General features: G+C 44.3%; 8 protein-coding genes and 1 pseudogene. 8 read left to right on the forward strand and 1 reads right to left on the reverse strand.

Annotation, left to right across the window (positions count from 1 at the left end):
* The 7 genes and pseudogenes from A8990_RS13600 to A8990_RS13630 all read left to right on the forward strand — a co-directional run bounded on the left by A8990_RS13600 (nucleotide 1) and on the right by A8990_RS13630 (nucleotide 8787).
* The gene (locus A8990_RS13600) at nucleotides 1-369 is read left to right on the forward strand and encodes an STAS domain-containing protein (RefSeq protein WP_116189584.1); all 369 of its coding nucleotides are present in this window, start codon (nucleotides 1-3) and stop codon (nucleotides 367-369) included.
* 44 nt (nucleotides 370-413) lie between these two features.
* The gene (gene pcrB, locus A8990_RS13605; RefSeq protein ID WP_245996008.1) at nucleotides 414-1124 is read left to right on the forward strand and encodes a heptaprenylglyceryl phosphate synthase; all 711 of its coding nucleotides are present in this window, start codon (nucleotides 414-416) and stop codon (nucleotides 1122-1124) included.
* A gap of 161 nt (nucleotides 1125-1285) precedes the next feature.
* Nucleotides 1286-3676 carry a DNA helicase PcrA gene (gene pcrA / locus A8990_RS13610; protein ID WP_116189585.1) on the forward strand — a complete coding sequence of 797 codons (2391 nt, stop codon included), beginning with the start codon at nucleotides 1286-1288 and terminating at the stop codon, nucleotides 3674-3676.
* A 32-nt stretch (nucleotides 3677-3708) separates the two neighbouring features.
* Nucleotides 3709-4662: pseudogene (locus A8990_RS13615) on the forward strand (NAD-dependent DNA ligase LigA); the annotation flags it as partial.
* A gap of 451 nt (nucleotides 4663-5113) precedes the next feature.
* Complete coding sequence (gene ligA, locus A8990_RS13620; RefSeq protein WP_116189587.1) at nucleotides 5114-7105, forward strand: NAD-dependent DNA ligase LigA; 1992 nt, start codon at nucleotides 5114-5116, stop codon at nucleotides 7103-7105.
* Between the two features lie 330 nt (nucleotides 7106-7435).
* Nucleotides 7436-7801 (forward strand): hypothetical protein, encoded by a 366-nt coding sequence (locus A8990_RS13625; RefSeq protein ID WP_116189588.1) that lies wholly within the window; start codon nucleotides 7436-7438, stop codon nucleotides 7799-7801.
* A 41-nt stretch (nucleotides 7802-7842) separates the two neighbouring features.
* Nucleotides 7843-8787, forward strand: a complete 945-nt coding sequence (locus A8990_RS13630) for a bacteriophage abortive infection AbiH family protein (RefSeq protein WP_116189589.1) — start codon at nucleotides 7843-7845, stop codon at nucleotides 8785-8787.
* Between the two features lie 622 nt (nucleotides 8788-9409).
* Here A8990_RS13630 and A8990_RS13635 read toward each other — a convergent pair.
* Entirely contained in the window at nucleotides 9410-12034 is a 2625-nt protein-coding gene (locus A8990_RS13635) for a dsDNA nuclease domain-containing protein (RefSeq protein ID WP_116189590.1), read from the reverse strand.
* A gap of 1288 nt (nucleotides 12035-13322) precedes the next feature.
* On the opposite strand from A8990_RS13635, the gene A8990_RS13640 reads away from it, so the two are divergent.
* Nucleotides 13323-14942: a restriction endonuclease subunit S gene (locus tag A8990_RS13640; protein ID WP_116189591.1), complete on the forward strand. Its 1620-nt coding sequence runs from the start codon at nucleotides 13323-13325 to the stop codon at nucleotides 14940-14942.
* Nucleotides 14943-15003: the final 61 nt, after the last annotated feature.

Below are 15003 nucleotides of genomic sequence, written 5' to 3' on the forward strand. Positions count from 1 at the left end.
ATGGCAGACCAGCCATTTTCGATAGCATTACATCGGTTTCCGGGAGGCATTGCGCTGAAACTGGAAGGCGATTTGAACAAGTCGGCGGAAACGAAGCTGCTTGACGGCTTTGAAGGGGAGGCGGAGCTAGGCAAGAGCATCCGTTTCCTGACGATTGACCTGACGAAGGTCGATTACATCAACAGCGGCGGAATGGCCGTATTAATTCGGTTGGCCCGCATGGGGAGCAAGGCAGGGGTGCATACTTTCGCCTGGGGCATCACCCCGCACTATGAGAAGCTGTTTCGAATGGTTGGCTTGACGGAGTATATGATGATCTATCCGAACGAGTTTGCTGTCATGCAGCGGATTGAAGCGCTAGGGCAGTAGTCTCTGGTTAAACCGAAGGATAGATTTTGAAGGCGGAGGGCATTATGGAATTGCAATCGGCAATATTTATGGAGTGGCGGCATCTGTTCAAGCTCGATCCGGACCGCGAAATTAGCGACGAACGGCTTGATGCGATCTGCATGTCGGGCACGGACGCGATTATCGTAGGCGGATCGAGCGGCGTAACCTTTGACAACACGGTGGACCTCATGTCGCGCATTCGCCGTTACGAGGTGCCGTGCGCGCTGGAGGTATCGAATGAGGAGGCAGCCGTGCCGGGCTTCGATCATTATTTTATCCCGCTCGTGCTGAACACCGATAAGGCTGAATGGATGGCGGGGCGTCAAATCCAGGCGCTGCGCAAGTTCGGAGCGTTCATCCCGTGGGAAAATACTTCGGCGGAAGGTTATCTCATTCTGAATGGGGACGCGGAAGCGGCCAAGCTGACCAGCGCCACATCCTCGCTTGATACGGAAGGCGTTACTGCGCATATTTATATGGCGGATCGGCTAATGCGACTGCCTGTTATCTATATGGAATACAGCGGGAAGTTCGGTGATATGGAGCTTGTGAAGCGGGCCAGAAGCTTGGTCACAGGGGCAAGAGTTTTCTACGGCGGGGGAATCGATAACGCGGAGAAAGCCCGGGCAGCTGCGATTGCTGCCCATACCGTGATTGTAGGCAATATTATTTATGACGATTTGGACGCGGCGCTCTCAACCTTAGAGGCAGTGCGTAGTGTTCAGCCAAAATAATGCAGAAGAGGCAACGGCTTCGTAAGCGAATCGCATCAGCAGTGCATTTCGCTTGCAGGAGGCCGTTTTTATTTCGCGAAAGCAGGCTCGTATGATTGACACTGCCCGGGCGGTTGTCTAGACTTAAGACAGGCGAACAAATGCGAACAAAGGAGTTTATTATGTTGAATGAATTTAGCATCGACCAGGCTGTACAGAAGCTGAATGCCCCGCAGCGCGCGGCCGTTCAAGCGACAGATGGTCCGCTGCTCATTATGGCAGGAGCGGGAAGCGGCAAGACGCGTGTATTGACGCACCGTATCGCATATTTGATTGAGAAGAAGCGTGTAGCGCCGTGGAGTATCCTGGCGATTACCTTTACGAATAAAGCGGCAAGAGAGATGCAGCAGCGGGTTAGCGCCCTCATCGGCAATGCCGGTCATGATATTTGGGTTTCGACGTTCCACTCGATGTGCGTCCGCATTCTGCGCAAAGACGCGAGCCGGATCGGCTTTTCGAACAATTTCTCCATTCTGGACTCTGCGGATCAGTTGTCGGTTATTCGCAACTGCATGAAGGATCTGAACATCGACACGAAGAAATTCGAGCCGAAGAGCGTGCAGGCAGCGCTTGGCGGCGCGAAGAACGAATTGATTACGCCGGAGCAGTTCGAGCTGAAGATCGGCGACTACTTCGACGGTATTGTGGCGAAAGTATACGCGCAGTACCAGAAGCGGCTGAAGAGCAACAACTCGCTGGATTTCGACGATCTCATCATGAAGACGATCGAGCTGTTCAAGGAAGTGCCGGATGTGCTGGCATTCTATCAGAACAAGTTCCGCTACATTCACGTCGATGAGTATCAGGATACGAACAGGGCGCAATATATGCTTTGCAAAATGCTCGCGGACAAGCATCACAATATATGCGTCGTGGGTGACAGCGATCAGTCGATCTACCGCTGGCGCGGCGCGGATATTACGAACATCTTGAACTTCGAGGAAGACTATCCGGAAGCGAAGACGATTATGCTGGAGCAGAACTACCGCTCGACGTCGAACATTCTTAATGCCGCTAACGCTGTCATTAAGCTGAACAGCAGCCGGAAGGATAAGAAGCTGTGGACCGATCAAGGCGAAGGCGATGCGATTACGGTCTACCAGGCGGATACCGAACATGACGAGGGCTACTTCGTTACAGGCGAGATTCGTCAGGCCGTGAATAATAAAGGGCGTAAATTTGGCGAGCACGCGATTCTGTACCGCACGAACGCGCAGTCTCGTGTTATCGAGGAAACGCTCATTAAGTCTGATATTCCATACCAAATCGTCGGCGGCGTCAAGTTCTATGACCGCAAAGAGATTAAGGACATTCTCGCCTACTTGCGGCTTATTGCGAATCCCGATGACGATATTTGCTTCGAGCGGATTGTTAATGTGCCTAAACGCGGCATCGGCGACACGACAGTGGCGAAACTTGCGAGTGAAGCGGCACTAAGCGGCATCTCCATCTTCGCTGTGCTGGACCGGATCGATTGGATCGACGTAACGGGACGCGCTCGTACGGCGCTGGTCGAATTCCGCGATATGATCAACAACGTGACGCAGATGGTAGAGTACTTGTCCGTAACGGAGCTGACGGAGAAGGTGCTGGAGCTGAGCGGCTATCGCGAGGAGCTGCACCGCGAGAACACGCTGGAATCGAAGGCCCGCCTCGAGAACATCGACGAGTTCCTGTCGGTTACGCAGGAGTTCGAGAACCGCAACGAGGACAAGTCGCTCGTTTCGTTCCTGACCGACCTCGCGCTAATCGCTGACATCGACTCCATGGATAAGGATGAGTCGGAGAACGAAGTGAAGGACGCGGTCGTGCTTATGACCATGCACAGCGCCAAAGGCTTGGAGTTTCCGATTGTCTTCATCATCGGGATGGAAGAAGGCGTATTCCCGCATAGCCGGGCGCTTCAAGATAACGAAGAGCTCGAGGAAGAGCGTCGTCTGGCCTACGTAGGCATTACGCGCGCGGAGAAGCGGCTGTACCTCACTTGCGCGCGGATGCGCACCTTGTTCGGACGCACAAGCGCCAACATGCCTTCGCGATTCCTGCGCGAGGTGCCGGACGAGCTGAAGAGCGAAGCTGGCCGCGGGGGACGCTCGGGCAGCGGCATTGGCTTCGGCTCTGGCAGTCGCTTCGGCGGCAGCAGCGGAAGCTCAGGCGGCGGTTCCGGCAGCGGCTTCGGTTTCCGCGGCGGAGCAGCCGGCTCGGCTGGCGCTGCGGGTGCGCGCACTGGCGGAGCTGCGGCACGTCCAGGCGCTGCAGGGAGCAGCAGCGGCGTTCGCGTCAGCACGCCGATGGATGCTGCTCGCGCGGCGAGCGGAGCCGCTGGAGCAGGCGGTGCGGCTGGCGGCGGAGATTTCGCAGCCGGCGATAAAGTGTCGCACGGCAAGTGGGGCATCGGCACGATTGTGTCCGTGCGCGGCACAGGCAATGATAAGGAGCTGCAGATTGCGTTCCCTGCTCCGGTCGGGCTTAAGAAGCTGCTTGCTAGTTTCGCTCCGATTACGAAAGTTTAAGAGATGCATTTGCGAGAGAGGGATGAGATCAAATGACCACTGCCAAAGAAACGGGACAGAATGCGCGGATGCGCGAGCTTGTGGACCTCATTGCGGAGCACAATTACAACTACTACACGCTGGATAAGCCGACGATTAGCGATAAACAATGGGACGAGCTGTATGATGAGCTTGTGAAGCTGGAGCAGGAGACAGGTCAGATTCTGCCGGACTCACCGACTCAGCGCGTTGGCGGTGATATCCTGAAAGGCTTCGAGCCTCACCGTCATCTTGCGCGGCTGTGGAGTCTGGATAAGGCACAGGACCATGAAGACTTGCTGGCATGGAATGCGCGTGTTACGAAGGCGGTTGCTGACTACAACACGAAGAATCCAGACGTTGCTCCATTGCCTAACCCTAGCTATGTCATTGAGCTGAAGTTCGACGGATTGACGCTCAATCTTACCTATGACGGGGGCAACCTCGTACAGGCATCGACGCGTGGTAACGGTGTTGTTGGCGAAGGCATCCTGGCACAGGTCAAGACGATTCGTTCCATTCCGCTCACGATTCCGTTCACAGATGGGCTAATTGAAGTACAGGGCGAAGGGATTATGAATCTGTCCGTCCTTGAAGCTTATAACGAGACGGCAGCTGAGCCGCTCAAGAATGCGCGCAATGCGGCAGCAGGCGCGCTTCGTAACCAAAATCCTCGCATTACAGCAGAGCGGAAGCTGAATGCGTTCTTCTATAATGTCGGCTATGCGGATGGCGTATCTTTCGAGAATCACGAACAGATGATCCAGTTCTTGCGCGATAACCGGTTCAAAGTGAATCCGTACGCAGTCTACTGCTCTACGATTGAGGAAGTGCAGGCGGAGCTCGAGCGCGTTGCCGCTGGCCGCAGCGAGCATAACTTCTTGATTGACGGTGCCGTGGTTAAGCTGACCGACATGCGTACGCGCGAAGCGCTTGGCTATACGGACAAGTTCCCGCGCTGGGCGGTTGTTATATATAGTTATTTAACATATGTAGCTTATGTAGTTATGTGTAATTATAGGGCCCGTTTTCACTATATGTATTCTAAGTGAAATTCTAAAAAAACGGATATATAATATTGAATTATCAATTGAGAGTTAGGGTACAGATGGGGCCGTTATAAAAGTTGATAAAAAAATATTAGGAATGAAAAGTAGGGTCCCTAATGGGCGGTCGCCGTTAAATACCCACCAGAGCAAAAGGAAACGGTTATTAAAGACATCATAGTACAAGTAGGTCGTACGGGTAGTAAGTATATTTTATTGAGCAAAAGTTATGAACCAAGTTATAGTTGAGATAATGTAGTTAACAATGGTGGTTGAGGGCTTTGTTTTGACAATTTGGGAATAAAAGAAATGAACGAAATAAATACCGTTTCTAAGATGACGTTTGTTTAAGAAAGTGGGGGGTGTGATTATTATGAATGTCAGAGAACAGATTGAGAACTTAAGAGCACAGGTAAGATATCACGATGAAAAATATCATGGTATGGATCAAGAAGAAATAACTAATTACGAATATGACCAGCTTTATAAAGAGTTGCTAACTCTTGAAGAGCAGTATCCGGAATTTATGAGTGAGGATTCCCCTACACAAAAAGTAGGGGGGACAGTTAAACGTGAGCTGAGGAAAGTAAGACATGATGTACCAGTAATAAGTCTGCAAGATGTATTTACAAAAGAGGATGTATACAATTTTGTTAAAAAAGTAAGCGAACAGGTTTCAAACCCTAAATTTGTAGTTGAGATGAAAATTGATGGTTTGACCGTTATGTTAAGGTATCACAATGGCAAATTAACAGAAGGAATTACGAGAGGGAGAGATCAGGTTGGTGAATCAGTTTACGAAAATCTCTTAGTGATAAAGTCGATTCCTAAAGAGATCCCAACTAAGTTGCCTTATTTAGAGGTTCGTGGGGAAGTTTATATGTCCAATGAAACCTTTGAAAAAGTTATACTGAAACAAAATGATGCGGGTGGTAAGAAATATAAAACACCAAGGAACTTAGCGTCAGGTACTTTAAGACAGTTAGATTCAAGAGTTGTTAGAGATCGCAACCTGGATATATTCGTTTTTAACCTTGAAATATCAGAAGGTAAAGAATTCATCTCCCATAGTGAAACGTTGAAATGGTTAGAAGATCAAGGATTTAAAACAATCCCTGATTATAAAGTTTGTACAACAGCAGATGAAATATGGGAGTGTGTATCAGAGATAGGGGAGAGGAGATCAAGCTTATCTTTTGGTATAGATGGAGCCGTTGTAAAAGTTGATAATTTGAACGACAGAAGAGAGTTAGGAATGACAAGTAAAGTGCCAAAATGGGCGATTGCCTTTAAATACCCACCAGAGCAAAAGGAAACGGTTATTAGAGACATTAAAGTACAAGTAGGTCGTACGGGCAGATTAACGCCCTTAGCTCTTTTAGAGCCAGTTATATTAGCAGGCACTGAAGTTTCTAAAGCGACTTTACACAATCAGGATTTTATCGATTCTAAGGATATACAAATAGGTGATACTGTTGTAATACAAAAGGCAGGAGACATAATCCCTGAGGTTGTTAGAAGCATTCCTGAGAAAAGACCGAGCAATGCCGTTAAGTTCACAATACCTCAGATATGTCCTATCTGTAATTCTCCTACTGTTAGAGATGAAAACGGTGCGGATACCCGCTGTGGTGGGAACGAATGTCTAGCCCAACTGAGCAGGGGAATTACCTATTTTGCTTCTAAAGATGCGATGGATATAGAAGGGTTTGGACCAAGTTCAGTCGAGTCGCTCATGTCTGAAGGATATATAAAAAATATCGCAGATATTTATTACCTTAAAGAACATCGTGATGAGCTAATTGAGAAAGGGATAATTGGACGGGAGAAGTCAGTTGATAACCTGCTGAATGCGATTGATAAATCAAAGGAAAATGATTTGGACCAGTTAATTACGGGTTTTGGAATAAAAAATGTAGGGAAGCAAACGGCAAGAGAGTTGACTTCTAGTTTTGCAAACATAGACGATATTAGTAATGCTACTTACGATCAATTAATAATGTTACCGGATTTTGGTGATACAGTTGCAACTAGTGTTCTGAGTTTCTTTAGTCTTAACAGTACGCATGAATTAATTGAAAAACTGAAAAATGCAGGTGTTAATACCCAATCAAAAGTATCAGCAATAAGCAAAGACGACAGATTTATGGGGAAAACATTTGTTATTACCGGAACGCTTCCGAATCTAAAGAGAGACGAGGCTACCCGATTAATACAAATGCATGGTGGTAAAGTGTCGGGCAGTGTTTCCAAGAAAACGTCATTTGTCCTTGCGGGAGAAGAAGCAGGAAGTAAGTTAACAAAGGCAGAGGGATTAGGCGTTAAAATAATTGATGAAGAAGAATTCAACAATATGATAAAGTAATTTGCAACTCAGAATAATTAAGAAGGTGTGCTTACTGAATAAGTAGCACACCTTTTATATTTATTTTATTCTTGCTACAAGCAGCGGCGTACCGCGATTCGCCGCAAGCGGCTCATGACAGAGTGCATCGCCACGATGCTTCATATCATCCGCTCGTCCGGCGCTTGTGAGAGTACCGGTACAATACGTAAACTGGACTGGCAGCCCAGCGAAGCGCAGGTGGATTTTGGTGGAGCGGATGGAGCTGGGAATTCGAAATGTATTTTTTTATAAAGGACTAGAAAATAGTGGATATAGTATAATTGGAGAAAACGAGAGGAAGCGTGAAGTATGAAAATTACCCTGGAGATGAGTGTCGGGGCATATCCATTTGCGAAACAAGTCTATTTGAACCAATTGACGAGAACGGACGGCACATTGAAAATCAATGAAGCAACTGGTATGGCGCGTGGGTCCGCGCAAGCTTTTGTCACCATATTTTTGGCAATGATGAGCGGTTCGACATATAAAAGAGCCTTCAACAACGCGACGAATCAATTTTTACTCGAGAGCATAAGAAAAGATTTTGGGGATGTCTATTTCCAAAAAGCTTTGCAGGCGACACAAGGTCACATTGATTACTATTCCACCTTGGACAGAGGTAACTTGACTGGACTACAACGCATTGTAGACCAGTTACGAAAATTAGCATTGTAATACTAAGAGTCTGAGGAAAATCAAAATGGGGGTAATTAAACTTGAAGCTTTTTATAATAGGGAATGGTTTTGATCGAGGGCATGACTTACGTACTACTTATTGGGATTTTCGAACATTTCTTGAAGATGAACATTGGCAGTTTTTAATGTCCTTCGAGGAAAACTATTCTTTATACCCAGCTGACACATCTGCCCCCTACTATCGGGAGGACGTACATAAACAAAGCAGAGGCAACTTACTTTGGTATGAATTGGAAACCAATCTGGCCAATATCGACTTAGACCATATTGTTGATAACGCTGATCACATGGACTTGGGATTGGAAAATGAATATGACATTATTGATACATTAGATCACTATAACGCGAGTCAATATCAATACATTGAACAATTAGCTATTCATCTGGACGAGTGGGTAAAAACGATTAACCTTGATAATGTTAGGCGTAGAACCACTCTAATAAGTCAGAATGATGAAGCCATTTATATAACCTTTAACTATACGGAAGTGCTGGAGAAAGTCTACCAGATCGACCCATATGAAGTCATTCACATTCATGGCTCTATACGAGAAGACGATATAGAGCCTGTTTTAGGACATGGTAATCTAGAAATAATAGACCGCATGAGAGATGAACGCCATGAAGCAGAAGGTCATCAGAATGAAAAGGCAATGAGTATTCGTCGCGCAATGGAAGATTATTTTAGAAAAACTTATAAGGATATTCGCGAATATATGCTTGAGCTCAGCAGATTGCATGGTGAAGATATTGATGAAATTATTGTTATAGGACATTCATTGTCTGGTGTAGATATTCCTTATTTTAAAGAAATAGATCATAGAACATCAAAAAAAGCAAGTTGGATCGTTCACTATTTCTCTCCAGCAGAAGAAAAGCGTATGCGTGAAAGTCTACTTAAATGCGAAATTGATAAAGAGCGAATTGTTATGATTCAATCTAATGAGTTTTATGATCTGCCATAAATGAACTGTATCTCTTAGTATACATTCAATCAAGTCGATGGGTACTATCGTTATCGCCCCATGAATCCTAATGGGAAACTTTATTCGAATGACAACAGTGGCAGTCTAAGACTTTGTTTATCAAGTCTTGGTCTGCCGCTGCTATATATTAATGGATCATCTAAAACTTTTCTTCAAAAATCTGACGATTCTTCAATTCAAAAACCCTGCTAAATCAACAACTCCACTATGATACTTTCCTCTATACAGCTCATGGCTTTGCGGGACTTGTTCCGTCGTATGGAGGGCGTACCGACGCGCCTAATCCTCGACAATGCCAGCGGAAGAGGCCTCTGAGTGTCAGCGAGAACATGAGTATGGCGGAAGTATTCCTGCGTTTCAAGGCACACTACTGTTCTGGGTTTTCGTCCATGACTATTTCTGAATTAGTTGTCTGGATCAGTCTAATACGTATTTTCCGGAGTGTGATGTTTGTAAATCGAAAAGCAGAGCGAATACAATACAAATGAAATGGCGGACTAGCGTGTTGTAAACGGTAATACGATACGTCCCAATGGCCGAACTTGTCCGAGTTTCAGTCTGTATTGGATCTGACAGAGTGATTCTATATCCCTTGTCATTCTCAGCGAAGGTATTGTAACAATTTCTTTTCAGCATCATTATACAAATCATCGGAATAGTCAATGCTATCGTAATAATCTAGACTCTCGATATCAAAATTATATATTTTTTGCGATTGTATCCTATCGAAAATCGCTTTCCGAGCATCGTCCTTAATTTCAACTTCGTGGTCATTTGCAATGTCTTCGATGAGTTCTTTGGCCTTTTCTTCTATGTCTTCTTCATCCCACTCATACCATTCCCATTCATCTTTCTGATCCTCGATATACTCATCCAATTTCAAATAAATAAAACCATCGATTTCGACTTGCGCCGTCATATCTAATTTATCCCTTACCTGTTTTTGAATATTCAAAGGCAAAGTGAGAAAGTTCACTCCCTCATTCGTCTTATCGAAGCATAGCTTGAGCAACTCCCAAATATTTTCTTGATGCGAACTAATAAAAGCGACTTCCATGAGCTCATCATTCGATAATACATCCGACAAATCATAAAACTTTGTGGACAACACTGGAATAACTATTTCATCCAGTGAATGGAACAAGAGAAGTCTATCGGGAAGAATCCTATTCAAAAATTCAATAATTAGTGGCTCAAGACGTTTATCTTCAATCCCAAACAAATGTATATACTTTAAATACTGCAATGTTATTGTGTTCATTAATTCCAATCCGGAGGCTCCGTCGTCGTATTGGAGCATAACGGGCAAAACTTCCAGTTCAAAAAAACCGTTACTTGACATCAACTCTTTCAACTTTTGTTCGGAGTAGGGGTCGTTAAAGTATTCAATTTGTTCGATAAACAAGGCATTATCAATTATGTTTCTTTTTTCTAATTCGCCAATCTCACCTTGCATAAAAGTGTTAAGCGAAGGGTGGCAAGCTTGTATTTTCCCATTCACAGTAAGGCGCAAGAGCGTGCCATTCAAACTGCCTATCGTTTTTTCCAGTGTCTCATCCACGAACTTTTCTTTATGGGCGCTTAATCTTTTGTAATAACACTTATCGACAATAGCCTTATCAATGCTGAATTTCGTAAGGGAAACAAGCGTGTACAGATACACCTTTGCATTGTAATTCAAAGCGGCAACCTCGATTTTCCATATTTCATCGGGTATTTGCAGCGTCTTGATAAAATAATCCACATAATGGGCTGGTACCACATCCTTTGGTTGAGTGGCATATTTAATGACAAGCGGACTGAAGTTGGGATGCGTTAAAATCGTCGTAAGAACTTGCGGGTTGCTTATTTGCACCAGAAATGGCTTCGGTAACTGATTGAGGTCAATATACTTTCGTAAAATATCAAACTTGCATTGAGTTGAAGATTTGGTGAAATCGATTTCGACTTCAATAGCTTGATTTTGTAAGAATTGAAACATTCCGACCTTGTGCTTCTCTAGTTTTTTAAGAATTGAATTTCTTGAATTAAGTACCAGTTTCTTTTTCGGAAGCCGGCAGATGGTTTGGATCAATCGATCCGCTTCAGACAAATATTCATTATTTAATAGTTCGTCCTGTCCTACAAAATCATGAACAAGTATGACTTGGGCTCTATCCGGCTCCGATTGTACGATTTTCAGTATTTCTGCCAACGTTAAACCATAAATGATTTCGTAGCTTGAAGCCATTGCGGCAACAGCCATGACCGAGGTAATTGTCTTCCCCATTCTCGAATCCCCACTGATTAGTACAAGCTTATTGTCCCTTATTGCGGAAGCTGCTTCTTCATAAAATGGGGTTTTCACGAACGACTTTTCGAATTCCAAAGCTTCAATCTGAAGAAGCTTGTCTCCATAGTCCTTTCGAGTCGAGCGAACGAATAATTTGGCATAGTTCCCAAGGAGATCACCGACAGCTTTTTTTGTTATCTTTTTTGCGCTTAGTTCTGCCTTCTGTTCAATCAATTTTCCATCCAAAAACGCCGCGTAGTCCTCCAATCCGTTCTCCGAGCGTTTGGAGGAAGCACCATAAATTTTATCAAGCAGCATACTGTAAGTGGTTTCAAGTTCATCAACGGAAGCATCCTTACATATCTGCAAACGGGCAAGATGATATGCAATGATTTTCGCTTCAATATCGTTCATTCCCGGTCCTGTTTGCGTCGAAGTGATCGCCAATACATTCAATATTTCCTTTCTTGTTACACTCGTTCTGTCGATTAGGAGTTGCACAAAATTATCGAATTTATCTGTTTCAACGATCTCTCCACTCTTCGCCAGATCAAGTAGATTTAAAAGATTTTTGCCAGACCGGTTTTCGCGAAAACCGCAGTTAGATACAAGTTGAAAACCAGAAAATTGATTTGGAAATTTCTTATAATGCTTGATGAATCGAATCAGACTCTCCTTAACAGCTTCATCGCCAATATCAAACGAACCGTCAGATTGGTTTCTCGTTTTAATTTGAATGCCCACATATGTTCCGTCTTCATTAACTGCCAGAATGTCTTCATGAAGTTCACAATAAATTTCTTTATAGGGTAGTTCTCCGTTATACATTTTGATGGCTAATAAAACTGTGTACGCATTCTGGTACCTATACCTTCTTTGCGTATCATCACCTCGATCGGTCAACGACAGTATTTCATTTGGCAAAGCACTGAACTCGTTTTCATTATCAGCCATAGTTCCTCCTGCATTTATCTGCTCTGAACTTTCTTTAACCACCGGATACCTGTTCACTTCTGATTATATTTTAAAGGATTCCAAAATAATATCCCATTGACTTAATGTTGCTTGTGACATTTTCAGCATCTACTTGCCTAAATGTTAAGCTCTTAGGCGGAGAATACAGGGGGGTGGCTCAAGGCTTGCAGGACTTGTTCCGTCGCAGGGCGGTGTACCGACACGCTTGATCTTCAACAATACCAGCGGTGTAGGTCGCCGCGCTAGCGAGAACTTGAGAATGGCGGAAGTATTCCTGCGTTTCAAGTCACACGACGGCCTTCAGATCCTTCTGCAACCGTACGCGCGGCTAGAGAAGCAAGGTCGGTTACATGAGGCTGAGCCAGTTAGTTTCTTGCAGAACGTCACCGATGTACAAGCCTTTAACCAGGATTGCTGAATCGCTGCGAGGCCGACTGGCAGTGCGATCACTTAAGAAGGGCTAAACAATAATCTAGTTGTTTGAACAGCACAAGAAGGGTTTCGTTGCTTACTGGAACATCATTTGCCGCATGCTGATACACCCGAGAGAAGATCGGTCGGCTATTGCGAGTTTGACGGCAAGCATTTCTAATTCGTAATCCTCCGATCGGGCCGGACGCGAGTTGAGTGTCCGCATTGGCACACACACACACTGTAGAATCGCTCGCACCACACGGGGCTCATTAGCTCTCATATCCGAATATTTGGCAAGCAGCGTATGGACGGTCTCGAACGTTCTGAGCTCAAGGAGGTACCTTAGATGATACATTACCTGCCTTGACATATGACTGTGACAAGGCTCTGTAGGCTATGGAACAAGCGGCGAAGCTCGGACGCTTGAACAGTGCTAATAACATCGTATGCTGGCTGGAGGTGCGGTAGTGAACGTAACCAACGACGTGAATCGCTCTCTGCGAAATCTCGAACTTCCTGTAAGATAAGTTTGCGCGCCGTGACGTAATGAAAAACCAAACCGATCCAAAGCAGGAAATTTTCATCACTTCGCGCTGTCCGAGGCGATGAAAAGCCACGGCCGTTGTCGCCGAAGCCGTCTCATGAGCGGTTCGTGGTTTCCCGGTGTACAAGACGCTCGAAGGCTAATCTTGTTGATTGCACGTAGAAAGCATTAGACAAATGAAAGTGAGTGTCAACACGTATTTAGTTTTGGTATGTAAATACCAAAACTAAATACGTGTTGACATAAATTAACTGGAGTGTTATTCTCTACGAAGGATAACGTGAACGGTTATGCGAGGGGGTTATAAAGATGAGTAACGATAAACGGATGAACCAAATTTGGAATCGATATAATGCATTGAGGGGATATACTGCTCAGTTAGAGTTGCCTGGTGCATTGTTCCTTTTGAATAAGACAAAAGAGGAGTTTGTAAATTCAAAAAAACCTACTGAGCAGAAAGCTTATGAGATGATGCTTTCTATATCGAATAGTTACGGAATGAAAAATCCATTCATGGATTCAAAGGTGTTTTTTAGTGCTTTTATGGCTATGGATGATGAAGATATTGATTGGGAAATGGCTCTCGCATCTGCAGATCATAAAGAGATGTTTTATATACCGAAAGTGCTGATTACCGAATTTGAAAAACACTTTAATCAAAACACTAGGACGGTATTGATTCCTGAAGCTGAAAAATTTGCACCTTACCTTACTGAATTAGTAGGCCGATATTCTGATTGTGAATTCTTCATAACTACCATGAATAACGTGAGTAAAGTTCTTCTTGATGAAATGTTTAAGGAGCATGTCAATGTAATTGTCGAGCAGACAAGTATCTATGATTACGAGTTCTCATCGAGGAAGTTTGATTTAATTTTGGCGGTACCTATATTTGGAGCAAGAGAGCGCCGAGTAGATAACGGAGATTTCATTTGTAGAGAATATGAAATGATAGCTGTAGAAAACTTGCTCTTACACTTGAATAGTTCGGGTGTGTTGGTAATTGTACTTCCAGCTCGGATAACTTTTGCTGCGGGGTCGATTAAAGACTTAAGGGAATTTATACAAGGCATGTATAAATTAGAGGAAATAGCTGAGCTGCCAAGTGGGATATTTGCATCTACCGCTATTAAGACGTATATGTTTACGATTACAACTGGTCGTACAGAAGATGTAATGATTAAGAGGTATGAGGCAGCTACAAGTAACATTAAAAAAAATGGAATCAATGAACTGGTTCTCATTAATGATACATTTGTTATGCTGGAAGAGCTGATGGAAATGGGTAATTGGAATGTTGATCATATCTTTGGGATGGTCGATGAAGATTGGCAGCGTTATCAGAACTCGAGCATTAAAAAAGAAGAATTAGGTAATATTGCTGAAGTGTTTCGCGGAAAGGCGATCAACAAAAAAGATGCTAATGGCAGCATTGGAGTCGTAAATATATCTAACCTTAATAATTATGACATTGATTATGCGAGTCTTGATCACATCGAAGAGGAAGAACGTAAAGTTGCGAATTACTTACTTAAAGATGGGGATTTATTATTGCCAGCACGGGGGACAGCGATCAGAATAGCGGTTTTTAAAGAACAGAAGTATCCTTGCATCGCGTCATCAAACATTATTGTAATAAGACCGAATGAAAAACTGCTTTTAGGGACGTACCTAAAAGTTTTCTTGGATAGCCCGATGGGGAACAAAGTTTTAGCAGGAAACCAGCAAGGGACGGTCGTTATTAATATTAGTTACAAAGACTTGAAGACGCTAGAAATCCCGTTGCTCAGGGTTGAAGAACAAAAGGTGATCGCAGAAGAATATGAGCAGGAACTTTCCAGGTATGTAGAAAGCATTCGTCTTGCTGAGGACAGATGGAATGATGTTATGGAGCGTCTTCAAAAAACTATTATGAATGTGAAACAATAAAATATTGACATAAATAACACTGTTGTAACGGGAGTGCTATTTAAAAGTCTGAATCTATGCT

The organism is Paenibacillus taihuensis, from assembly GCF_003386535.1.
GTDB lineage: Bacteria > Bacillota > Bacilli > Paenibacillales > Paenibacillaceae > Paenibacillus_Z > Paenibacillus_Z taihuensis.

Bases quoted from the DNA above. Each gene is read 5' to 3' on its own strand.
- A8990_RS13600 (WP_116189584.1), top strand. From the start codon at position 1: ATGGCAGACCAGCCATTTTCGATAGCATTACATCGGTTTCCGGGAGGC.
- pcrB (WP_245996008.1), top strand. From the start codon at position 414: ATGGAATTGCAATCGGCAATATTTATGGAGTGGCGGCATCTGTTCAAG.
- pcrA (WP_116189585.1), top strand. From the start codon at position 1,286: ATGTTGAATGAATTTAGCATCGACCAGGCTGTACAGAAGCTGAATGCC.
- ligA (WP_116189587.1), top strand. From the start codon at position 5,114: ATGAATGTCAGAGAACAGATTGAGAACTTAAGAGCACAGGTAAGATAT.
- A8990_RS13625 (WP_116189588.1), top strand. From the start codon at position 7,436: ATGAAAATTACCCTGGAGATGAGTGTCGGGGCATATCCATTTGCGAAA.
- A8990_RS13635 (WP_116189590.1), bottom strand. From the start codon at position 12,034: ATGGCTGATAATGAAAACGAGTTCAGTGCTTTGCCAAATGAAATACTG.
- A8990_RS13640 (WP_116189591.1), top strand. From the start codon at position 13,323: ATGAGTAACGATAAACGGATGAACCAAATTTGGAATCGATATAATGCA.